This window comes from Microvirga sp. 2TAF3, assembly GCF_052114965.1.
Classification (GTDB): Bacteria; Pseudomonadota; Alphaproteobacteria; order Rhizobiales; family Beijerinckiaceae; genus Microvirga.
This window is the reverse complement of sequence record NZ_JBFRFT010000006.1, coordinates 28,047-49,394: the sequence shown is the minus strand read 5'-3', so window position 1 is coordinate 49,394 and position 21,348 is coordinate 28,047. Positions and strand designations below refer to the sequence as shown.

Below are 21,348 nucleotides of genomic sequence, written 5' to 3'. Positions count from 1 at the left end.
CCCATGAGTGTTGAACACAATCGGTTCCGACATCGCGGCGCATTCTGCGTCCGCCAGAGGGGCCCGGTCACCGATGAGGTCCAAGTGGGAAGCCGAGCCGCCCGCGTCAAGAGGGCCGCATCCCGGTCTCAGATCCGCATTTCTGAAACCAGGAAGGGCTTAAAGTGCTTGACGCCTGGGAGCGATCTGCTTGCATGATCGAAACTGCAAAAAGAATGGTCTGAAGATTTCCAGAGTGAATGCGCGTCTGGCTCTTCGGTGAGGCCGGGAACGACATCAGAGGAACAATAGCAATGCTTTCGGGCGGTTCTGCAAAGGCCAGGCGATGGATCGGGGGGATCCTCGTCGGTACAGCCGCGCTTCTCGGCTCCGCCGCGGCATGGGCGCAGACGCCGGTCCGCTTCAGTCTGGACTGGCGCTGGGAGGGGCCCGCCGCTCCCTTCGCTGTCGCGCTCGAGAAGGGGTACTTCAAGGCCGAAGGTCTTGAGGTGACGATCGAACCGGCAGCGGGTTCGCGGGAGTCGCTCGCTCGCGTGGTGTCCGACACCTTCGATGCAGGCTCCGCCGACGTGAATTCGCTGGTGCGTCTTCGCCATGACAAGCCGGACATCGACGTCAAGGCCGTGATGATGATCTATGACCGACCGCCTTTCGCGATCACAGGGCGCAGGAGCCGGGGCATCTCGAAGGAGCTTTCAAGCCTGCAGGGCAAGACCTTCGGCGCGCCGCAGGCGGACGCCGCTTATGCCATATGGCCTGTCTTCAAGATGGTGAACAAGATCGACGATTCCGGCATGAAGTTCGAGAATGTCGGCTTTCCCGTCCGCGAGCCCATGCTGGCGCAGGGCGAGGTCGACGCGGTCTTCGGCTTCGCCTTCACATCCTACATCAATCTCAAGTCCCGCGGCGTGCCGGTGGAGGACATCCTCACATTGCTCATGAGCGATTACGGCCTTGAGACCTACGGCAATGCGATCGTCGTCTCGGAGAAATTTGCCAAGGAGAAGCCCGAGGCGGTGAAAGGGCTTCTGCGCGCCATCGCGAGAGGCGTGCAGGATACGGCGAAGGATCCCGGAAGCGCCGTCGACGCTGTCCTGATGCGTAACGACTTGGCGAAGAAGGAGGTGGAACTCGATCGCCTCAAGATGGCGCTTGAGCAGAACATGATCACGCCCTGGGTCAAGGAAAACGGCTTCGGCGGCATCGACCATGAGCGTTTCGCCAGGGCCCTCGACCAGATCGGCCAAGCCTTCAGCTACAAGGCCAAGCCGAAGCCGGAAGATGTGTTCACGGATGAGTTTCTCCCGCCCGCTGATCAGCGGAAGGTGAACTGATTTCCCGCCGTACCGGCTGTCGCGCCGCGCGCCGCATCGATTAGCGCATCGTGCGAAAAAGTGGACCCGGTTTTCCGCAAAGAACGATGCTCTAGCGGCGCAGCGAAAGCGGATTGTCGGCCAGCGCCGCCGCATCCGGGCGGTCGATTTGCGGCTTGCCGAGAAAAGCGTTCCACAACGTCTCGACGGTGCTTTTCTCAAGATCGTTCACGATGAAGACAAGGCGGCTACGCCGGTCCTCGCTCGGCCAGCGCGGCAATACGGCGGGCACGTGGATCACGTGCTGCACCCCATGGATGACGACCGGATGCTCCGGATCCTCCGCCAGCGCCACGAGCCCCTTCACTCGCAGAAGCTTCGCTCCTTGAGACGAGCGCAGAAGATCGAGGAACATGTCGAGCGTGCCTTGACGGATCGGCTGGTCGCTGGTGAGGCAGAAGGCGCGGATCCGCTCGTCGTGCCGGTTCACGTCGTGATGGTGATGGTCGTGATCATGCCCGTGATGGTGATGTCCGTGCTGATGCGCATGGCTTTTGCGTTCCGCCTCCTCCACGGCCTCCACTTTCAGCCATTCGCCCACATCGGCGATCTTTCCATCCAGGTCGAACAGGCCACCGGCGACGATGGCATCGGCCGACGCGTCCGCGTCGAGAAGTGTCGCGCCTGGATTGAGGTCGCGCAACCGCTCCCGCAGACGCTCGAGATTTGCCGGAATCTCGACGAGATCCGTCTTGGTGAGGATGATCCGCTCCGCAACGGCCGCCTGTTTCACGGCCTCCGGGTGTGCGTCGAGGGTGGCCTCGCCGTTGACCGCGTCGACGACTGTCACCACGCCCTCAACCGCGTAGCGCATCGAGAGATAGGGGTGATAGAGCATCGCGTGCAGGATCGGGGCCGGATCGGCAAGGCCGGTGGTTTCGATGATGACGCGCCGGAACGGCGCAATGCGCCCGTTGTCGCGCTTGCGTAAGAGATCTTCCAGGGTCGCGATGAGATCGCCGCGCACCGTGCAGCAGAGGCAGCCGGCCGAGAGCAGGACCATGCCCTCATCGACGGTTTCGACGAGAAGATGGTCAAGGCCGATCTCTCCGAATTCGTTGATGATGACGACGCTGTCCTGCAAGGCCGCATCCTGCAGCAGCCGGTTCAGGAGCGTCGTCTTGCCGGCGCCGAGAAAGCCTGTGAGGACGGTCAGCGGGATCGGGGGCAGGGGGCCGGCGGGGCGGGCATCGGACATGAAGGTCAATCCGTGGGAACGAGAGGAGCGGCGCGGGGCCGCTCAAGCAGGATATTGGCGACGATGGCCGCAAGCACCAGGGCGCCGCCCACGGCTTGTAGGGGATTGATGCTTTCCCCCAGCACGAAGATGGAGGTTACGGCCGAGACGACGGGCTCGATGCAATAAATGATCCCGGCCGCGGTTGCCGAGATGCGGCCCAGGGCCACGATCTGAAACAGGAAGCCGAGGACATAGCCGCCGACCGTCATGGCAACGGCGAAGGGGGCCAGGGCCAGGACGGCGGGGGTGGCGAGTTGGCCGGTGAAGACGCTGACGAGAAGGGCCGTCGGCAGGACGATCAGGTGCACCCAGAAGATTTTTGCAACCACATTCGTCTTCCGGCAGCGGGCGGCGGCGAAGAACTGGGTCGCGGTTGCCGCCGCCGCCCCCAGCGCCAGGACAAGGCCGCGCCAGTCCAGATTGCCGAAGGCCGGGCCGACCACCATGACAATCCCGATCAGCGCCAGGACCACGATGCCGATAAGAGTAGGAGTCAGCCTGGTCCCTTCGACGAGGGGGCTCGCAAGCACGATGAGGGTCGGATAGGCGTAGAACAGCACCGCTGCCACCGTCACCGGGATGAACGCGACGGAGGAGATGTAGCAGAGCCCGAGGATTGCGGTGGAGATGCCGAGTACGCCGATGGTGACGCGCTCCTCTCGTGCGACACCGAGCGACCGCCGGATCAGAACGGTGGCGATCAGCACGAGCGCCAGCATCAGCAGAACGCGGTAGACAACCACGGCCGGGCCCGAAACGCCTCCCAGGGAGGCGACTCGGGCATAGACGATATTGAGACCGTAGAGGCCGGCCGATCCCAGGGCGAACAGGAGGCCGTTGGCAGGAGCTGTGCTGGACATGAAAGCGATCACGGTGACGCGACACCGTTCGCGCGGTTCGCCGCCGATTGCAAGGGCCGAACGTCGTCGAGCGGGCCTGCGGGAAGGCAGGCCGGGTCGCATCGGGCATCGGCTGCGCCAGATGCCGGCCTTAAGGCCATGGGGCCTTCGAGGGCGGCAGCTCTTGGCTTCGCGATTCAGTTCTTGGCAGCCTTTGCCTTCAATGGGGCCTCGGCGGAGGTCTGCGCCTTGCCCTTGACGTTCTTGCCCTTCTGGTCACTCACGGGCTTCACGCTGATGCTGGTATGCGCTTTGTCCTTGCCAGCTTCCTTCTTGGCCTCTTTCTTGGCCGCGGGCGTTTTGTCGGAGTTTTTGGCATTCTTCGACTTGGCTGAGCCAGACCCCTTCTTCGATGTAACCTTCTTGGCCTTGTCGGCAGCATCCTCTTTTGCGGCCTGGGCGGCGAGTTCAGCCTCCGAGGGAGGATTCAGCCCTACCCAGATGCGCTCCGGCTGAACCGCCGAGCGCGGGCCGAGGGCGGTTCGAAGCGGTTGCGTTCCGCCAGCGAAAGCCATGATTTCGGAAGAGAAGAGGTTGGGAACGCCTGCATTGTCGCCATTGGCGATGGTCGTCGGGCTATCCTCTTCGCCCGGCATGGGACCGCGGCGGTCGCAGATGACCGAGCGCATGTCCGGTGGCGTCGTGGTCGCGGAAGCCGGCAGCGCCGCAAGGGTCGGGTTAGAGGAACTCGCCAGGCTGTTGAAGCCGCGGTCGAACAACTCGGCCGCTTTCATGGTGCGCTCGTTGGCGGAGGGGGAGCCGAGAACGACCGTGATGAGGTGCCGACCGTTGCGCGTTGCGCTTGCCACCACGTTGAACCCGGCCGAGCAGATGAAGCCCGTCTTCATGCCGTCGGCGCCGGGATAGCGACCGATGAGGCCGTTGGTATTGCGCATGATTCGGCGGCCGTACTGGATGGCGCCGATATCGAACAGGCTCTGGTAGTCTGGAAATTCCACGAAAAGCGCACGGGCGAGAATCGCCATGTCACGAGCGGAGGTCTGGTTGCGCTCGTCGGGCAGGCCATGCGGATTGGCGAAATGGCTCTCGTGCATGCCGAGGGCTTGAGCCTTTCGGTTCATCAGCTCGGCGAAACCTTCGATCGATCCCCCGAGATTCTCGGCAATGGTCGCGGCGACATCGTTCGCCGATTTGACCATGATGATCTTGAGGGCGTTGTCGAGGCGGATCTCCGTGCCAGGCTTAAAACCCATCTTGGAAGGCGGCAGAGCGGCGGCGCTATCCGACACCTTGAGAAGCGTGTCCATGCTCGCCCGGCCGGAGCGGACGCTGTCGAGCGCCACATAGGTGGTCATCAGCTTGGTGATGGAGGCCGGGAACCAGGGATCGGTCGCCCGCTCGGCATGGAGGACGCGGCCACTTTCAGCCTCCACGACGAGCGCGGGACTACCTGCCAAAGCCGATCCGCTCATGAGAGCCGCAAAGGCAAAGGCTGTCATACGGAGAGCTCGGCTGACGCTCATGCGGAACGGCTCCATTCTGAGACTTTTGAAATGTGAGGATGTCGTGACAGCCCCGGCTCCAACGGACTATTTTTAGCCCTGGAGCCCGCATTTGACTAGGCTGCCGGGGCTCGAAGCCCTTATCTGTCCACCCTTTCTAAGGGATTCCGTGGCAAGAGCATGGCAAGAGCAGCGCAGATTCAAGATCGACATGACCCTTTCCTTCCTCTGGATTCCCGTGACCTTGGCCGCTGCGGCAGCCCAAACCGGCCGTAATGCGACCCAGCGCCGGCTGACCGAAACCATTGGTACGATTGGCGCAACGCAGGTCCGGTTTCTTTATGGTTTTCCATTCGCCGTTATGGCGCTTGGCCTTGTGCGTTTCGCTTTTGGGGAGTCGATTCCTACTCCGAATGCCCTCTTCCTGTTCTACGTCTTAGCCGGGGCGACGACACAGATTCTCGCCACGGCGCTCATGCTTTCCGCCATGCGGGAGCGTTCGTTCTCCGTCGTGACCGCCTATATGAAGACCGAACCGGTGCAAGTGGCGCTGTTCGGGCTAATCCTGCTCGGCGACCCGCTGACGCCCGGAATCGCCCTTGCCATCATCGTCGCGACGCTCGGCGTCATCCTCATGTCGATGAAGCCGGGCGCAGGCCTCACATCGTCGGGCGTGCGGCCCATCGTCTTCGGCATTGCCTCCGGTGCTTTCTTCGCGCTCGCCGCCATCGGGTTCCGCGGCGCGATCCTGTCCCTGCCGGAGGGGACGTTCCTGATGCGTGCGACCACGACGCTGGTCTGGGCGCTGGGCACGCAGACGGCCATCCTTTTGGTCTGGCTCGGGCTTCTCGACCGCAAGTCGCTCATGGCGAGTTTCAAGGCATGGCGTCCTTCCCTCGGGGCTGGATTTCTCGGTGCGCTCGCCTCGCAATTCTGGTTCATCGGTTTTGCGCTGACGACAGCCGCGAATGTGCGCACGCTCGCGCTCGTGGAGGTGCTGATGGCGCAGGCCGTCTCTCATCGTTTCCTGTCACAGGTCACGACCCGACGCGAGCTTGCCGGCATGGTGTTGATATTGGGAGGCGTCGGGCTGCTTCTGGCCATGCAGCATTGACTTGATTTCCGGCATCGTTCGAAAATAGAAACGCTATAACTTTAATTTAAATGCGCTTCCTCGGAACATCGCCGGAATATCGCCTATGAACGTGGCCACTGCTCAACAGCTCTATCGTGCCCTTGAGGTCGGCGATCCCGCGCCCTGGTTCCGCCAGAACTCGACGAGCAATTCCGATTATGTCTTCGATACGGCCGCGGGCCGTTATGTGGTTCTGTGCTTCTACGGAACCGCCTCGGACGAGGTGGGCCGGTCAACGCTCGATGCGGTGCAGAACAGGCACCGTCCGCTTTTCGACGATGAACACATCGCCTTCTTCGGCATCAGTTGCGATCCGGGCGATGTCCGGGAGGGGCGCGCCCGCGAAATCCTTCCCGGCATTCGCCATTTTTGGGATTTCAACGGTAGGGTGAGCAAGCTTTTCGGGGCGATGCCGCACAACGCTGTCGAAGGGTCGTCCATGTCTCTGCGCCGTTTCTGGGTGGTGCTCAATCCCACCCTGCGCGTGCGGGCGATATTTCCCTTCAAGCCGGACGGCAGCGATCGCGAGGAGGTTGCGGCCTACTTACGCGAACTGCCTCCGGTTCGGCTTTTCGGCGGGTTCGAGATCCAGGCTCCCGTCCTGATCATCCCGGATGTCTTCGAGCCAGGCTTCTGCCGTCATCTGATCGGTCTCTACGAAGAGCATGGCGGCGAGGAATCGGGCTATATGCGCGAAGTGAACGGCAAGACCGTTCCGACATATGATCACAGCCGCAAAAGCCGCAAGGATTATACGATCGCGGATCAGGGCTTGGTCCGGCAGGTGCAGGAACGCGTCATTCGCCGCATCAATCCCGAGATCCAGAAAGTCCATTGCTTCAAGCCGACCCGGATGGAGCGCTACATCGTCTCCTGCTATGCGGCGGAGGACGGCGGACATTTCCGGGCGCATCGCGATAATACCACCAAAGGCACCGCCCATCGCCGCTTCGCCGTCTCGATCAACCTCAATTCCGAGTTCGAGGGCGGCGAGGTCAGTTTCCCCGAATACGGCCCGCGCAGCTACAAGGCGCCGCCGGGTGGGGCGGTCGTTTTTTCGTGCTCGTTGCTGCACGCGGTGTCGAAAGTCACTGCGGGCCGCCGATACGCGTTTCTGCCTTTTATCTACGACGACGAGGCGGCGAAGATCCGCGAGGCGAACAATGCCCATCTCGGCGAGGGCGTGGGAGCCTACAAGGCTGAAGCCGTCTCGGCCTGAAGCGATCTTGCCGAAGGGGCGGCCAGGGCCCATTCTCAAGTTCAAACATCCTTGAGGAGACTCCCATGACAGCCTGCATCGTCGGCTGGGCCCATACACCCTTCGGCAAGCTCGATACCGAGACGGTCGAAAGCCTCATCGTGCGCGTCACCAACGAGGCGCTGGACCATGCGGGAATCGGGCCGGAGGACGTGGACGAGGTCGTGCTCGGCCATTTCAACGGCGGCTTTTCCCCTCAGGAATTCACGGCCTCCCTCGTCTTCCAGGCGAGCGACAAGTTCCGCTTCAAGCCGGCGACACGCGTCGAGAATGCCTGCGCGACGGGCTCGGCCGCCGTGCATCAGGCGATCAAGACCATCGAGGCGAAGCGTGCCAGGACCGTGCTCGTGGTCGGCGTCGAGCAGATGACGACCACGCCGGGACCCGAGATCGGCAATATCCTCCTCAAGGCCTCCTATCTGCCGGAGGACGGCGATATCCAGGGTGGGTTCGCCGGGGTCTTCGGCAAGATCGCGGGCCAATATTTCCAGCGTTATGGTGATCAGTCGGATGCGCTCGCCATGATCGCGGCGAAGAATCACAAGAACGGCGTCGACAATCCCTTCGCCCAGATGCGCAAGGATCTGGGCTTCGCGTTCTGCCGCGCCGAGAGCGACAAGAACCCCTTCGTGGCTGGCCCCCTGAAGCGGACGGATTGCTCCCTGGTCTCCGACGGTGCTGCGGCGCTCGTCATCGCCGATACGGAAACCGCGCTGCGCATGAAGCGCGCGGTGGCCTTCCGCGCCACGGCCCATGCGCAGGACTTCCTGCCCATGTCGAAACGCGACATCGTCCAGTTCGAGGGCTGCGTCGAGGCGTGGCGGCGGGCGCTCGATCAGGCCGGGATAGAGCTCTCCGACTTGTCCTTCGTCGAGACGCACGATTGCTTCACCATCGCGGAACTCATCGAATACGAGGCGATGGGGCTGACGCCTCCAGGGCAGGGGGCCATGGCGGTCAAGGAAGGCTGGACGAATCGGGACGGCAAGCTGCCTGTGAACCCCTCCGGCGGCCTCAAGGCCAAGGGACACCCCATCGGCGCGACGGGCGTGTCCATGCATGCGCTGTCCGCGATGCAGCTCTGCGATGAGGCCGGGGGTATCCAGGTGAGGAACCCCGTTCTCGGCGGCATCTTCAACATGGGCGGCGCCGCGGTCGCGAACTACGTCAGCGTGCTCGAGCGAATCAAATAAGGCCTGATCCGGAAAGGTCAGGACTTAACCTGATTCAGGCCCGGCGGTTTCCGCGCGGATCGGGTTCTCCCGGCGCGCGGGCCTCGATGGCCAGTGCGTGCAACCCCTTGGCGAAAGCCCCTTTGAGCGCCTCGTTGACGAGGCGGTGACGGTCGACCCGGCTCTTGCCGGAAAAGGCTTCCGACACGATATGAATACGGAAATGGGTTTCGCCGCCTTCGCGCCATCCGGCGTGACCGTGATGCTGTTCCGACTCGTCCGTGACGGTCAGTTCTGTCGGATGCAGACGTCCCTGCAACTCCTGCGTGATCCAATCGGTGAGGGTCATGTTCTTTGGTAAACCTTTTTGAACGGGTCTGCGGCGAAAAGCGTCGAGGCCTTGGCTCTTGGCCGGAAGCCACTCATAATCGCTGCGTCATGGATCTCAATTCACCTCTTTTCGACCGCATCCGCATCAAGTCGACCTGCGATGAGCCGCGCGAGGCGGAAGGGCCTGTCTGCGAGCACCCGGCCTGCAAGGCGCCGGGCGAATATCGCGCGCCAAAGGGGCGGGACCATGAGGGGCAATATTGGCGCTTCTGTCTCAATCATGTGCGTGAATACAACGCGTCGTATAATTATTTCGCCGGCATGTCCGACAATGCGGTAGCGGCCTATCAGAAGGACGCCATCATCGGCCATCGCCCGACCTGGGCCATGGGCGTGAATTCCAATGCCAAGGCGGAAGGCGACGGCAAGGGGCAGGCGCGCGAATGGGCCTATTTCGACCCCTTGGGGGTTCTGCGCGGCGAGGACTTTACGCAGGGGCGGCAGCGTCGGGCGCCCGTCGAGCCGAAACGGCCCCGCCATACCGGCCCCGTACGCCGCGCGCTCGATGTGCTCGGGCTCGACGAGACCGCCGACGGACCCGCGATCAAGGCCCAGTACAAGGCCCTGGTGAAGCGCTTCCATCCCGATGCGAACGGGGGCGATCGTTCCTTCGAGGAGCGGCTGCGCGATATCATCAAGGCGCACGATATCCTCAAAAGCGCAGGAATGTGCTGAGGAAACCCGCATCACGCAGCCCTTAAATGCAACGATCCCGTTTGCGCCCCATGGGCTTGATTGTTAAGTAACCTCCAGCGCTTGTGACAATTCGACAAATTCCGACCGAAAGGCCCCGATGATGGCAACGACCGAAACAACGACCCTCTTGCCGGATATGAAGGTTTCCGTGCGACAGGTCTTCGGCATCGATTCGGATCTGGAGGTCCCTGCCTTTTCCCAGAGCGAGGAACATGTGCCGGATCTCGATCCGGACTACCTCTTCGACCGGGAGACGACGCTTGCCATTCTCGCAGGCTTTGCCCGCAACCGTCGCGTGATGATCACCGGATATCACGGCACCGGCAAATCGACCCATATCGAGCAGGTCGCCGCCCGGCTCAACTGGCCCTGCGTGCGCGTGAACCTCGACAGCCACGTGTCCCGTATCGACCTCGTCGGCAAAGATGCCATCGTCCTCCAGGAGGGCAAGCAGGTCACGGCCTTCCAGGACGGCATCCTGCCCTGGGCTCTGCAGCACAACGTGGCGCTGGTCTTCGACGAGTACGACGCGGGCCGTCCGGACGTGATGTTCGTGATCCAGCGCGTGTTGGAACAATCGGGCAAGCTCACGCTTCTCGATCAGAAGCGGGTGATCCGGGCGCATCCGGCATTCCGCCTCTTCGCCACCGCCAACACGGTGGGCTTAGGCGATACATCCGGCCTCTATCACGGCACGCAGCAGATCAACCAGGGCCAGATGGACCGCTGGTCCATCGTGACGACCCTGAACTACCTGCCGCACGACAAGGAGGTGGACATCGTCCTCTCCAAGGCGAAGCATTATCAGGAAGGTCCGGAGGGCCGCGATATCGTCAACAAGATGGTGCGCGTGGCCGATCTGACCCGCAGCGCCTTCATGAACGGCGATCTTTCGACCGTCATGAGCCCGCGTACGGTGATCACCTGGGCCGAGAATGCCGAGATCTTCGGCGATACGGGTTTCGCCTTCCGCGTGACCTTCCTCAACAAGTGCGACGAGCTGGAGCGGCCCCTCGTCGCGGAGTTCTATCAGCGCTCCTTCGGCAAGGAACTGCCGGAGAGCGCGGTGAATATAGCGTTGTCGTAAAAGTGTCGTCCCGGACGCGTCATGGGCGCGATCTGGGATCGTATGGCAAGTTCGCTGGTTTTGGCGATCCCGGCTCTTTGCTACGCTTCGGCCGGGATGACGGCTTAAAGGGATCCAATGTCCATCTCGAACCGCAAGCCAGGTGAAAAGAAGGAAGCGCCGGCGGAGCCGCTGAAGCGCTCCATCGCCGGCACCATGAAGGCCATTGCGCGCAAGCAGGACCTGGAAGTCACCTTCGCCTCGGACCGCCCGGCCCTCATGGGCGACAAGGTGCGCCTTCCCGAGCCGCCCCGACGGCTGACACCGCAGGATGTCGCGATCCTGCGCGGGCATTCCGATTCCATGGCCCTGCGCTTGGCCTGTCACGATATCGCCCTGCACCGCAAACTGGCGCCCGAAGGCCAGGCGGCGCGCGCGGTTTTCGACGCGGTCGAGCAGGCTCGCGTCGAATCCATCGGTTCCCGCCGCATGTCGGGCGTCGCCTCCAACATTTCGGCGATGCTGGAGGACCGCTACCATCGCGGGGGCAAATACGAAGAGATCACCGACCGCGCCGATGCACCCGTGGAGGATGCGGTGGCGCTGATGGTGCGCGAGCGCCTGACCGGCCAGCGGCCTCCGGCGGCCGCGGCCAAGATCGTTGATCTCTGGCGGGACTTCATCGAGGACCGGGCCGGGCACGATCTCGACGGCCTGCTCAAGAACATCGAAAACCAGCGCAGTTTCGCCCGCGGTATCCGCGATCTTCTCTCCTCCCTCGACATGGCCGACGAGGCCTCCCTCGATTCCGAGGATGAGGAAAACGAGGAGGAGAACGAGTCCGAGCAGGATCAGCAGCAGGGCGAGGGCGAATCCGAGCAGGAATCGCAAGGCGACCGGGCCGAGGCCGAGGTCAGCGAAGATTCCAGCGAAGAGATGGAGGAGGGCGCAAGCGAGGATGCCGATGGCCCCTCCGGCGAATTGCCGGACGAGGCCGACGAGGCCGATTCCGAAAATGCGTCCGAATCCTGGCGTCCGCCATCCCGCTCCAACGAGGCGCGGGGTCCCGATTACAAGGCTTTCACTACCAAGTTCGACGAGGTCATCCACGCGGAGGATCTCTGCGACTCGGATGAGCTGACGCGCCTGCGCGCCTATCTCGACAAGCAGCTCGCCCATCTCCAGGGCGTGGTCGGCCGGCTGGCCAACCGCCTGCAGCGGCGGCTCTTGGCGCAACAGAACCGGGCCTGGGAGTTCGATCTGGAAGAAGGGACCCTCGACCCCGCGCGACTCCCGCGCGTGATCATGGACCCGTTCCAGCCGCTTACCTTCAAGCACGAGCAGGATACGAATTTCCGCGACACGGTGGTGACGCTCCTTCTCGACAATTCCGGCTCCATGCGCGGCCGCCCGATCACCGTGGCGGCGACCTGCGCCGATATTCTGGCCCGGACGCTCGAGCGTTGCGGCGTGAAGGTCGAGATCCTCGGCTTCACAACACGGGCCTGGAAAGGCGGACAATCCCGCGAATCCTGGCTGCAGAGCGGCAAGCCGGCCAATCCCGGCCGTCTCAACGACTTGCGCCACATCATCTACAAGCCGGCGGATGCGCCCTGGCGCCGTGCGCGGAAAAATCTCGGGCTGATGATGCGCGAGGGCTTGCTCAAGGAGAATATCGACGGCGAGGCGCTCGACTGGGCGCACAAGCGCTTGCTCGGCCGCCCCGAGCAGCGGCGGATCCTGATGGTGATCTCGGACGGCGCGCCGGTTGACGATTCGACCCTCTCGGTCAATCCGGGCAACTATCTCGAGCGGCACCTGCGCTTCATCATCGAGGACATCGAGACTCGTTCCCCCGTTGAGCTCATCGCCATCGGCATCGGCCACGACGTGACACGCTATTATCGTCGCGCGGTGACCATCGTCGACGCGGAGGAGCTGGGCGGCGTGATGACGGAAAAGCTCGCGGAGCTGTTCGAAGAGACCCCGCCGCTTCCCGCACGTGCACCCCGCCGCAGGGCTTTCGCCTGAGCCGGTTTCGCTTGTGGGATCAGGCCTCCGCAGTCCGATTGCCGTCTGCGTTCGGCTCAGGGCTCGCGCATGACGTAGAACGAGAACGGCATGAGGCTTAATCGTCGTTTGTTCCTGATCGGCGGCGGAGCCGTCGCGGCCACTGTTCTCGCAGAGCGTACCTTTGCCCGCCCCCGGGCATCGGCCACGACGATTCCGATCGAGATCAGGGGCAGGCCGATCGACCATTTTTCCGTGACCGATCAAGGTCGCCGCCGATTCGGCGATCTGCTCTTCCGTTCAGGGCTCGACCTGCGCTGCTCCGACCGCCGCTTCGGCGGTTTTTCGGGCCTCTGGCGCTCCCCCGAAGGCAGGCAGATCGTTGCCGTCGCCGACAATGCCCAGTGGTTGACCGCAAGGGTGCAGACCTCCGATGGTCGGCTGTCAGGTCTTGCGGATGCCAAGCTTGCCCCGCTGCTCCACGATAATGGACGCCCCCTGAGCGGTACGCGCTATTACGATACGGAAAGCCTGACCATCGCGGATGGGGTGGCTTATGTAGGCATCGAGCGCAAGCATGCGATCATGCGGTTCGACTGGGGCTCCCAGGGTGTTGTGGCGCGCGGCAATCTGGTGCCGTTGCCGGAAAGGATCCGCGAGGAGATCCAGAATCTTCCCAATAACCGGGGCCTTGAGGCCATTGGAGTCGCGCCGCCTCGCTCGCCTCTGGCAGGAGCCGTCGTCGCAATTGCCGAGCGCTCGCCCAAACATGACAGGCCGACCCAGGGCTTCATCGTCACAGGGCCGCGCCGGGGCACGTTTTCGGTCCGGCTGTCGAACGGCTACGACATCAGCGATCTGGCCTTCCTGCCGAGCGGCGAAATGCTGCTTCTGGAGCGGCAGTTCTCGCTCTTTGAGGGTTTCCGGGTCCGCTTGCGCCGCGTGGCGGCCGAGGCCGTGAAGCCTGATGCCGAGGTGGATGGCGCGGTCATCTTCGAAAGCGATTCATCTCATCAGATCGACAATATGGAAGGATTGTCCGTCCATCACGAGGCGGGCGAGACCGTCCTGACCCTGATCTCCGACGACAATTTCAGCCCGCTTCAGCGGACGCTGCTGCTGGAGTTCTCGCTCATCACCTGAGCAGGCTCGGATCCGTGCCGCTTGCCAGGCTCAGGCAGCGCTTCGCTGCATCAGAGCCGGCCGCATCAGCTTGAGCACGGCGCCATAGGGAAGGATCGAGAAGGCTGACAGGGTCAGCTTGACCCCGTAATCGGCGAGGGCGAGGGTGACCCAGGGGAGTGCCAGGCACTCACCGGCAATGCCCACACGGCTCAAGAGGCCGTCGATGGTCTGCTCGGTGCCCGGCAGGGTCCCGCAATAGAACGCGATCGAAAAGAAGATCATCGTGTCGACCGCAGCCGAAATCGTCGACGAGGCGAAGGGCGGCAACCACCAGGCGCGATCGCGCAGGCGCGAGAAGATGGAAACGTCGAGAAGCTGGGCCGTCAGGAAAGCGCTGCCTGAGGCGATGGCAATGCGTGGCGATGCCAGGATGACGGACAGGATCACGGCCAGGACGAAGCCGACATAGACGACGCGGCGGGCGCCTTTCGGCCCGAAGCGCCGGTTGGCCAGCTCCGTTACAAGGAACGAAAATGGGTAGGTGAAGGCGCCCCAGGTGAAATAATCCTGCAGGCCCCAGGCATGGAACGGATACTGGACCAGGATATTCGACGACACGACCACCACGGTCATGGCGACGAGCGCAATACCAAAATCCCGACGGTCCAAAGCAGTCATGGTATTCGTTCCTAGAGCGCTTTCGGCGCGAGCAGGTACAGGCTTTCCGGCAGAAGCGCTTTAAATCGACGGGTTGGAGGGCTCTCAATCTCCAGGCGGGCAACGCAAAACGGGCGGCCAGAAGGCCGCCCGTAGCTTAGCATAGGCTGGAAATCAGAGATCAGCTCGCGGCAGCGAGCTTCTTCTCGATCTCACGCTTCACAGCGAGGGCGGTGGTCGACAGCTCGTCAGCCTTCGCCTTCGCGAGGAAGGCATCGAGGCCGCCGCGGTGCTCGACCGAGCGGAGAGCGTTGGCGGAGATACGCAGGCGGACGGAGCGCTGCAGCGTATCGGATTGCAGCGTGACGTTGCAGAGGTTCGGCAGGAACTTCCGCTTCGTCTTGCGGTTCGAGTGGCTCACCAGATGGCCACTCAGCACGGCCTTGCCGGTCAATTCGCAACGGCGCGACATGGGTTCAATCCTATTGTTCAAACGGGGTCACGGCTTCATCTGCTGCGGGTTTGCTTCAACGCAGATCCCGCGGATGCCGGACACCAAAAGTCCTTGGAAGGTGCGAGCCTATAGGCCGAAACCGGACCCCGCGTCAAGAATAGCACGCTGCCGCAGCTCGAATTTTTGTAATATCGTGGTCACGATTTATTCGGATTTTCGTGAGACGGACTTTAATTGACCTCCGAGAACCTCCCCATGCGCCTCATTGCCTCAACAGTCCTGGCCCTGGCCTTTGTCGGAATCGGCTCGCAAAGCGAGGCGCAGACCCTGAAGGTCGATTACGATGTGACCCTCGCCGGATTGACGCTCGGCAAGGCCGATCTGACCTCGACCTTCGACGGCTCGAAATACAAGATGCAGGCTGGCGTGAAGCTCTCCGGGCTTGCCAAGCTGCTCACCGGCGGCAAGGGCGCGGCCACGGCCGCCGGCACCATCGTCGGCTCCCAGCCTCAGCCGGCCAGCTTCGCGATCACGTCCCGCTCCTCCGACGATCAGCGAACGGTCCGCATGGGCCTGACGGCCGGCAATGTGGAGGCGGTCGAAATCGTTCCGCCGATCGAGGAGAAGCCGGACCGGGTTCCCGTCCAGGAGGATCACAAGAAGGGCGTCGTCGATCCGATCAGCGCGCTTCTCATGCCGGCCATGGCGGCTGGAAACCTGACCGATTCCGCCAATTGCAATCGCACCATTCCCGTTTTCGACGGGGCGGCCCGCTTCGACGTGGTCCTGAGCTACGGCGAAAGGAAAAACATCGATGTGCCGGGCTACAAGGGGCCGGTTCTGGTCTGCAACGCCCGCTATGTCCCCATTTCCGGCCATCGGGCCCTGCGTCCCTCCACCAAGTTCATGGAGGACAACAAGGACATGTCCGTATGGCTTGTGCCCCTCGAGGAACAGCGGCTGCTCGTTCCGATGCGGGTTTCGGTGCGCACCATGATCGGTATCAGCGTGGTCGAAGCCTCCCGCTGGGCGTTCGGCGGCGATGCCAAGGTCGTTCCGATCTCGGCCGGCGGGGCCGTGAAGGCCGGAGCCGCCCAATAATCGGCCCATTCTCCCATATGGATCGACGGGCAGGCCGGTGGCGAACCCGATCCCAGCCACCATATAAAAGGCTCACCTGCTGCTGGGCGGATTGTGCCCAGTCGCGTTTTGAGAAAGTCCGTTGTACCGTTTTGCGGCCTCAGGGCTTCTCGACCATCTCAGCCGGGATATTACCCGCATAACCTCAATCCAGGCATGGCTCGCCGTTCCCTTCTTCCGCAATTACGCGCGCGCGGCGTGACGGCCGTGCTCGGCCCCACCAATACGGGCAAGACGCACCTCGCCATCGAGCGGATGCTCGGCCATGAGAGCGGCATGATAGGCCTGCCGCTGCGCCTGCTGGCGCGCGAGGTCTATCAGCGCGTGGTGGAGAAGGCCGGCGCCCACAACGTGGCCCTGGTGACCGGCGAGGAGAAGATCAAGCCGGACAAGCCGCGCTACTGGATCTCCACCGTCGAGGCGATGCCGCGCGACCTCGACCTCGCCTTCGTGGCGGTGGACGAGATTCAGCTCGCCGCCGACCTCGACCGGGGCCATGTCTTCACCGACCGCCTGCTGAACCAGCGCGGGCGCGAAGAGACGCTTTTGATCGGCTCCAACACGATGCGCCCGCTTATCGAGGCCCTGATCCCCGGCGTTCATGTCATCACCCGGCCGCGCCTCTCGCAGCTGACTTTCGCAGGCGAGAAGAAGGTGTCGCGCCTGCCCCGTCGCACGGCCATCGTCGCGTTCTCGGCGGAGGAGGTCTATGCCATCGCCGAGCTGATCCGCCGTCAGCGCGGTGGCGCAGCCGTGGTCCTGGGGGCTCTCTCGCCCCGGACCCGCAACGCCCAGGTCGAGCTCTATCAGTCCGGGGACGTGGAATATCTCGTCGCCACCGATGCGGTCGGCATGGGCCTCAATCTCGATGTGGACCATGTGGCCTTTGCCTCGGACAAGAAATTCGACGGTTTCCGTTTCCGCAAGCTTTACCCGGCGGAATTGGCACAGATCGCCGGGCGGGCGGGGCGGCATATGCGGGACGGCACCTTCGGCACGGCGGGGCGCTGCCCGCCTTTCGATGCGGAAACCGTCGAGGCGCTGGAGAATCACACCTTCGACCCCATCAGAATCCTGCAATGGCGCAATCCGGACCTCGATTTTTCGTCTCTTGGCCGATTGCGGGACAGTCTGGCGGAGCAGCCCCGGGAATACGGCCTCGTGCGCGCGCCCATGGGCGAGGACCTGGCGGCCCTCGAACTTCTCGCCCGGGATGACGATATCCAGGCCTTCGGCCGGTCCAAGGTTGCCGTGGAGCGGCTCTGGCAGGTCTGCCAAGTGCCTGATTACCGCAAGGTTTCGCCGCAAACCCATGCGGATCTCGTGGGTCAGCTCTACCGTTTCCTGATGAAGGACGGGGCCGTGCCGGCGGATTGGTTTTCCCGGCATATCTCGGCTATGGATCGCACGGATGGAGATATCGACACCCTCTCCAACCGCATCGCCCAGGTCCGGACTTGGTCTTTCGTTGCCAACCGTCCGGACTGGTTAAAAGATCCAGAGCATTGGCAGGGTGTTGCGCGTCAGGTAGAGGACAAGCTATCGGACGCGCTCCATGAACGTCTCGCCCAGCGCTTTATCGACAGGCGCACGAGCGTTCTCATGCGGCGCTTGAGAGAGAACACGATGCTCGAAGCGGAAATCACGACCACCGGCGATGTCACAGTCGAGGGTCAGCACATCGGTCACCTGCACGGCTTCCATTTCGTGCCTGACCCCCAGGCCGATACGGCAGAGGCCAAGACCCTGCGCAATGCGGCCAGCAAGGCTCTGGCGGGCGAAATCGAGTCGCGGGCCGACCGGTTCGCCGAGACGCCCGATACCATGCTGGTCCTCTCCAACGACGGTACCATCCGATGGATGGGCGATCCCGTTGCCAAGCTGGAGTCCGGCGACAAGATTTTTGAGCCGCGCCTGCGCATTCTCTCCGATGAGCAGCTGACGGGGCCTGCCCGCGACAAGGTCGACAGCCGCCTGCGCGCCTGGCTCAAGGCCTATATCGTCCGCCTGCTCGGGCCGCTGCTGGAGCTCGAAGGCTCGCAGGAGCTGACCGGGCTTGCCCGCGGCATCGCCTTCCAGATCGTCGAGGCGCTCGGCGTGCTCGAACGCGCCAAGGTGCTGAACGACGTGCGCAGCCTCGATCAGGATGCCCGCGGCGCTCTGCGCAAGGCCGGCGTCCGTTTCGGCGCCTACCACCTCTATCTGCCGGCTCTGCTGAAGCCCGCCCCGCGCATCCTCGCGGCACAGCTCTGGGCGCTTCAGCATGGCGGCCTCGACCAGAAGGGCATCGACGAGATCGCCCATCTCGCCCAATCCGGCCGGACCTCGATCCCGGTCGATACGGAGATCGCAGCAGGCCTCTACCGGGCCGCCGGCTTCCGGGTCTGCGGCGGCCGGGCCGTCCGCGTCGATATCCTGGAGCGCTTGGCCGATCTCATCCGGCCCGCCATCGCCTATCGTCCCGGTGTGACCCCCGGCGAGCCCCCGGCGGGGACGGCGGATGGAGAAGGCTTCGTCCCGACTGTGTCCATGACCTCGCTCGTCGGCTGCGCCGGCGACGACTTCGCCACCATTCTCAAGTCGCTCGGCTATATGATGGAGCGCCGCTCCGGCCCTGCGATCACGGTGCCGCTGGTTGCTGCGCCGCGGGTTGTCGAGGCGCCAGCGCCGGCAGACGAGGCTGATACCGCAAGCCCTGAGACCGCTGCCGAGATTCCTGGTTCCGAGAATGGCAACGAAACCGCGCCGGAAACGGTTGAGGTGGCCGCTCCTGAGAGTGACATGGCCACGGCAACCGAAACGGAGGTCCCGGTTGAGGGTGTCGATGCGCCGGAGGCAGTATCCGCTCCGGAAGAGCCCATCATGATCGAGGTTTGGCGTCAGCATCGCCGCCATCAGGAAGGTGGGCATGCCCGCCAGGGGCGTGGCCGTCCCGACCGGGGTGATCGCCGCCCCCGTCATGGCGAGCAGCAGGGCGAGCGTCCCACGGGGGATCGCCCGCCGCGGCAGGATCGCCGCCCCGACCATCGTCAGGATCGTCGGCAGGATCATAGGGCAGAGCAGGGCGAAGGTGGCCGGCCGCAAAATCGCCCGCCGCGCGGCCCAGGCCGCTCCGACGAGCGCCGCAACCACCGTCCCGAGAAACGTTTCGACGGGCGTCGGGACAGTGGCCAGGAGCGGCGCGAGAAGCAACCGGACCCGAATTCGCCCTTTGCCAAGCTCATGGCCCTCAAGGCCCAGCTTGAGGACGGCAAGAAGTAAGGTCCGCATATATGATCCGGACAGGCCTATTTCGGGGTACTGATTGGATCATGCGTGAAGAAAGGCCGGGACGGATGCGTTGTCGCACCGCCCCGGAACGCAATGCGTGAGGACCGTCAGCGGCTGGACAAGTGGCTATGGTTTGCGCGCTTCGCGAAAACCCGGACCCTGGCGGCCAAGCTCGTCACGAGCGGCTTCGTCCGGGTCAATGGCCAGCGCATCGACAATGCCGCGAAGGCCCTGGCAATCGGCGACGTCGTAACGCTTGCGCTGGCGCGGACGACGATGGTCGTGCGGGTCGAGGATCTCGGTCAGCGCCGTGGCCCTGCACCGGAGGCAAGGCTGCTCTACGTTGATCTCAACCGCGATAACGGGGTGCTTGTCAGCGACGGCAACAGGGGGTAGAGCGGCGGCCAGCCTCTTTCCTATCCTTCTCGAACAGACCCTTCAGAGGACCGTTCATGACCTACGTCGTCACTGAAAACTGCATCAAGTGCAAGTACATGGACTGCGTGGAGGTCTGTCCGGTCGATTGCTTCTACGAGGGCGAGAACATGCTCGTCATCCATCCTGACGAGTGCATCGATTGCGGCGTCTGTGAGCCCGAATGCCCGGCCGAGGCGATCAAGACCGATGCGGAGCCCGGCTTGGAGCAATGGCTCAGGATCAACGCCGACATGGCCAAGAGCTGGCCCAATATCACGCAGAAGAAGGATGCGCCTCCGGACGCCAAGGAGTTCGACGGCGTTTCCGACAAATTCGAGAAATTCTTCTCGCCCAATCCCGGCGAAGGGGACTAGGCCATCGTGCGAAGAAGTGGATCCGGTTCTTCGCGAGAAACGATGCTCAAACGAAAAGGTAGAGCGGACGCTCCGATTCCGCCGGAACGCATCCCGCTCTAGACCGGAAGTTCAGCCATAAACGAAGCTTCTTTTGCGTTGTTTCTGAAATATTTTTGCTTTTTCTGCGAGACTGTGATAGGGTCTCGTCAATGCCGTCGCTTGCACCCGACGTGCGCCAACCCCGCAATTAAGCGGTTCACTAGATGAAGCAATGATGGATGCACGGCCCGTGACGTAAGGTAGCTTGCTATCTCATGTCAGGGGTCAGGGGCGTGTTCTAGCTACTGGCTTAATCAGGGAGACGAGCGGAATAGTCAAGTTCCGCGACCCGTCAATTTTTGTTCCGCCGGAGCCCTGTCCGGTGGAACGACAGCGCCCTCGCCCTGTGCGAGGGACCATGCAAGGAGGCCTCTCTCGCATGACCACCGCCAAGAAGTCCGCTCAGCGTCTGGGTTTCAAGACCGGCGAAGCGATCGTTTATCCCGCTCACGGCGTCGGCCGCATCACGGCTGTCGAGGAGCAGGAGATCGCGGGTTTCAAGCTGGAGCTGTTCGTGGTCTCCTTCGACAAGGACAAGATGGTCCTTCGCGTTCCGACCGCGAAAGCTGCCAGCGTCGGCATGCGCAAGCTCGCCGAACCGGCTCTTGTTCAGAAGGCTCTGGACGTGCTGACGGGCCGGGCCCGCGTCAAGCGCACCATGTGGTCACGCCGCGCGCAGGAATACGAGGCCAAAATCAATTCGGGCGATCTGATTGCCGTGACCGAGGTCGTCCGTGACCTTTACCGTTCGGAAGCCCAGCCTGAGCAGTCTTACAGCGAGCGTCAGCTTTACGAATCCGCTCTTGATCGGGTCGTCCGCGAAATCGCCGCGGTCAACAAGATTACCGATACGGAAGCCCTCAAGCTCATCGAGCAGAGCCTTGCCAAGTCGCCCCGCCGCGCCAAGGGTGCCGAAGCGGAAGCGGAAGCCGAAGGGGACGATCTCCAGGAAGAGGCGGCCTGATCGCAGGTTTGCCGAACCCTATCTTATCTCAAAAGCCCGGCTTTCGCCGGGCTTTTTATTGGCCGCTACTGCTTGTTTTTCCAGGGTTCCAGCCTATTTCCGCAAACTTAGCTATTTCGCGCTGAACTTTTTCCCCTCTCGCTCGTTGTGTCTTTGCCAAGGGA

The 21,348-nt window shown here is 63.1% G+C and carries 19 protein-coding genes; 13 read left to right on the top strand and 6 right to left on the bottom strand.

The annotated features are described in order from the left end of the window. The first annotated feature begins 239 nt into the window (after positions 1-239). Positions 240-1,334: an ABC transporter substrate-binding protein gene (locus AB4Y97_RS08060; protein WP_441998507.1), complete on the top strand. Its 1,095-nt coding sequence runs from the start codon at positions 240-242 to the stop codon at positions 1,332-1,334. A 91-nt stretch (positions 1,335-1,425) separates the two neighbouring features. On the opposite strand, the gene AB4Y97_RS08055 is transcribed toward AB4Y97_RS08060, so the two are convergent. From AB4Y97_RS08055 to AB4Y97_RS08045, 3 genes are all read right to left on the bottom strand, one after another. Continuing rightward, on the bottom strand, positions 1,426-2,571 hold the full coding sequence (locus AB4Y97_RS08055) for a CobW family GTP-binding protein (protein ID WP_441998506.1): 1,146 nt from the start codon (positions 2,569-2,571) through the stop codon (positions 1,426-1,428). Positions 2,572-2,576: 5 nt separating this feature from the next. Continuing rightward, a complete protein-coding gene (locus AB4Y97_RS08050; protein WP_441998505.1) occupies positions 2,577-3,473 on the bottom strand; it encodes a DMT family transporter in 897 nt (298 codons plus the stop codon). Between the two features lie 176 nt (positions 3,474-3,649). Next, positions 3,650-4,996 (bottom strand): D-alanyl-D-alanine carboxypeptidase family protein, encoded by a 1,347-nt coding sequence (locus AB4Y97_RS08045; protein WP_441998504.1) that lies wholly within the window; start codon positions 4,994-4,996, stop codon positions 3,650-3,652. Positions 4,997-5,186: 190 nt separating this feature from the next. On the opposite strand from AB4Y97_RS08045, the gene AB4Y97_RS08040 reads away from it, so the two are divergent. From AB4Y97_RS08040 to AB4Y97_RS08030, 3 genes are all read left to right on the top strand, one after another. Then, positions 5,187-6,089, top strand: coding sequence for an EamA family transporter (locus AB4Y97_RS08040; protein WP_441998503.1), 903 nt, complete (start codon positions 5,187-5,189; stop codon positions 6,087-6,089). 85 nt (positions 6,090-6,174) lie between these two features. Further along, the gene (locus AB4Y97_RS08035; protein WP_441998502.1) at positions 6,175-7,329 is read left to right on the top strand and encodes a 2OG-Fe(II) oxygenase; all 1,155 of its coding nucleotides are present in this window, start codon (positions 6,175-6,177) and stop codon (positions 7,327-7,329) included. Positions 7,330-7,394: 65 nt separating this feature from the next. Beyond that, positions 7,395-8,561, top strand: coding sequence for an acetyl-CoA acetyltransferase (locus AB4Y97_RS08030; protein ID WP_441998501.1), 1,167 nt, complete (start codon positions 7,395-7,397; stop codon positions 8,559-8,561). 34 nt (positions 8,562-8,595) lie between these two features. Here the strand turns inward: AB4Y97_RS08030 and AB4Y97_RS08025 are convergent, their stop codons facing one another. Beyond that, positions 8,596-8,889: a BolA family protein gene (locus AB4Y97_RS08025; RefSeq protein WP_441998500.1), complete on the bottom strand. Its 294-nt coding sequence runs from the start codon at positions 8,887-8,889 to the stop codon at positions 8,596-8,598. 89 nt (positions 8,890-8,978) lie between these two features. On the opposite strand from AB4Y97_RS08025, the gene AB4Y97_RS08020 reads away from it, so the two are divergent. The 4 genes from AB4Y97_RS08020 (at position 8,979) to AB4Y97_RS08005 (ending at position 13,845) form a co-directional block, all read left to right on the top strand. Beyond that, on the top strand, positions 8,979-9,605 hold the full coding sequence (locus tag AB4Y97_RS08020; protein ID WP_441998499.1) for a J domain-containing protein: 627 nt from the start codon (positions 8,979-8,981) through the stop codon (positions 9,603-9,605). Between the two features lie 118 nt (positions 9,606-9,723). Continuing rightward, a complete protein-coding gene (cobS, locus tag AB4Y97_RS08015; RefSeq protein WP_441998498.1) occupies positions 9,724-10,713 on the top strand; it encodes a cobaltochelatase subunit CobS in 990 nt (329 codons plus the stop codon). 117 nt (positions 10,714-10,830) lie between these two features. Next, positions 10,831-12,723: a cobaltochelatase subunit CobT gene (gene cobT / locus AB4Y97_RS08010; protein WP_441998497.1), complete on the top strand. Its 1,893-nt coding sequence runs from the start codon at positions 10,831-10,833 to the stop codon at positions 12,721-12,723. Positions 12,724-12,813: 90 nt separating this feature from the next. Further along, the gene (locus tag AB4Y97_RS08005; protein ID WP_441998496.1) at positions 12,814-13,845 is read left to right on the top strand and encodes an esterase-like activity of phytase family protein; all 1,032 of its coding nucleotides are present in this window, start codon (positions 12,814-12,816) and stop codon (positions 13,843-13,845) included. Positions 13,846-13,875: 30 nt separating this feature from the next. Here the strand turns inward: AB4Y97_RS08005 and AB4Y97_RS08000 are convergent, their stop codons facing one another. Then, complete coding sequence (locus AB4Y97_RS08000) at positions 13,876-14,505, bottom strand: queuosine precursor transporter (RefSeq protein WP_441998495.1); 630 nt, start codon at positions 14,503-14,505, stop codon at positions 13,876-13,878. 160 nt (positions 14,506-14,665) lie between these two features. Beyond that, positions 14,666-14,956, bottom strand: coding sequence for a 50S ribosomal protein L28 (rpmB, locus tag AB4Y97_RS07995; RefSeq protein WP_441998494.1), 291 nt, complete (start codon positions 14,954-14,956; stop codon positions 14,666-14,668). Between the two features lie 237 nt (positions 14,957-15,193). Here rpmB and AB4Y97_RS07990 point away from each other — a divergent pair, with 237 nt between their 5' ends. The 5 genes from AB4Y97_RS07990 (at position 15,194) to AB4Y97_RS07970 (ending at position 21,184) form a co-directional block, all read left to right on the top strand. After that, the gene (locus tag AB4Y97_RS07990) at positions 15,194-16,039 is read left to right on the top strand and encodes a DUF3108 domain-containing protein (protein WP_441998493.1); all 846 of its coding nucleotides are present in this window, start codon (positions 15,194-15,196) and stop codon (positions 16,037-16,039) included. A 195-nt stretch (positions 16,040-16,234) separates the two neighbouring features. After that, complete coding sequence (locus AB4Y97_RS07985) at positions 16,235-19,339, top strand: helicase-related protein (RefSeq protein ID WP_441998492.1); 3,105 nt, start codon at positions 16,235-16,237, stop codon at positions 19,337-19,339. Positions 19,340-19,441: 102 nt separating this feature from the next. Beyond that, the gene (locus AB4Y97_RS07980) at positions 19,442-19,744 is read left to right on the top strand and encodes an RNA-binding S4 domain-containing protein (RefSeq protein WP_441998491.1); all 303 of its coding nucleotides are present in this window, start codon (positions 19,442-19,444) and stop codon (positions 19,742-19,744) included. Positions 19,745-19,800: 56 nt separating this feature from the next. After that, complete coding sequence (gene fdxA / locus AB4Y97_RS07975) at positions 19,801-20,139, top strand: ferredoxin FdxA (protein ID WP_441998490.1); 339 nt, start codon at positions 19,801-19,803, stop codon at positions 20,137-20,139. 460 nt (positions 20,140-20,599) lie between these two features. Further along, the gene (locus AB4Y97_RS07970) at positions 20,600-21,184 is read left to right on the top strand and encodes a CarD family transcriptional regulator (protein ID WP_441998489.1); all 585 of its coding nucleotides are present in this window, start codon (positions 20,600-20,602) and stop codon (positions 21,182-21,184) included. The last annotated feature ends 164 nt before the right edge of the window (positions 21,185-21,348 follow it).

Coding starts and splice junctions, on each gene's coding strand:
- AB4Y97_RS08060 (WP_441998507.1), top strand. CDS start 240: ATGCGCGTCTGGCTCTTCGGTGAGGCCGGGAACGACATCAGAGGAACA.
- AB4Y97_RS08055 (WP_441998506.1), bottom strand. CDS start 2,571: ATGTCCGATGCCCGCCCCGCCGGCCCCCTGCCCCCGATCCCGCTGACC.
- AB4Y97_RS08050 (WP_441998505.1), bottom strand. CDS start 3,473: ATGTCCAGCACAGCTCCTGCCAACGGCCTCCTGTTCGCCCTGGGATCG.
- AB4Y97_RS08045 (WP_441998504.1), bottom strand. CDS start 4,996: ATGAGCGTCAGCCGAGCTCTCCGTATGACAGCCTTTGCCTTTGCGGCT.
- AB4Y97_RS08040 (WP_441998503.1), top strand. CDS start 5,187: ATGACCCTTTCCTTCCTCTGGATTCCCGTGACCTTGGCCGCTGCGGCA.
- AB4Y97_RS08035 (WP_441998502.1), top strand. CDS start 6,175: ATGAACGTGGCCACTGCTCAACAGCTCTATCGTGCCCTTGAGGTCGGC.
- AB4Y97_RS08030 (WP_441998501.1), top strand. CDS start 7,395: ATGACAGCCTGCATCGTCGGCTGGGCCCATACACCCTTCGGCAAGCTC.
- AB4Y97_RS08025 (WP_441998500.1), bottom strand. CDS start 8,889: ATGACCCTCACCGATTGGATCACGCAGGAGTTGCAGGGACGTCTGCAT.
- AB4Y97_RS08020 (WP_441998499.1), top strand. CDS start 8,979: ATGGATCTCAATTCACCTCTTTTCGACCGCATCCGCATCAAGTCGACC.
- cobS (WP_441998498.1), top strand. CDS start 9,724: ATGATGGCAACGACCGAAACAACGACCCTCTTGCCGGATATGAAGGTT.
- cobT (WP_441998497.1), top strand. CDS start 10,831: ATGTCCATCTCGAACCGCAAGCCAGGTGAAAAGAAGGAAGCGCCGGCG.
- AB4Y97_RS08005 (WP_441998496.1), top strand. CDS start 12,814: ATGAGGCTTAATCGTCGTTTGTTCCTGATCGGCGGCGGAGCCGTCGCG.
- AB4Y97_RS08000 (WP_441998495.1), bottom strand. CDS start 14,505: ATGACTGCTTTGGACCGTCGGGATTTTGGTATTGCGCTCGTCGCCATG.
- rpmB (WP_441998494.1), bottom strand. CDS start 14,956: ATGTCGCGCCGTTGCGAATTGACCGGCAAGGCCGTGCTGAGTGGCCAT.
- AB4Y97_RS07990 (WP_441998493.1), top strand. CDS start 15,194: ATGCGCCTCATTGCCTCAACAGTCCTGGCCCTGGCCTTTGTCGGAATC.
- AB4Y97_RS07985 (WP_441998492.1), top strand. CDS start 16,235: ATGGCTCGCCGTTCCCTTCTTCCGCAATTACGCGCGCGCGGCGTGACG.
- AB4Y97_RS07980 (WP_441998491.1), top strand. CDS start 19,442: ATGCGTGAGGACCGTCAGCGGCTGGACAAGTGGCTATGGTTTGCGCGC.
- fdxA (WP_441998490.1), top strand. CDS start 19,801: ATGACCTACGTCGTCACTGAAAACTGCATCAAGTGCAAGTACATGGAC.
- AB4Y97_RS07970 (WP_441998489.1), top strand. CDS start 20,600: ATGACCACCGCCAAGAAGTCCGCTCAGCGTCTGGGTTTCAAGACCGGC.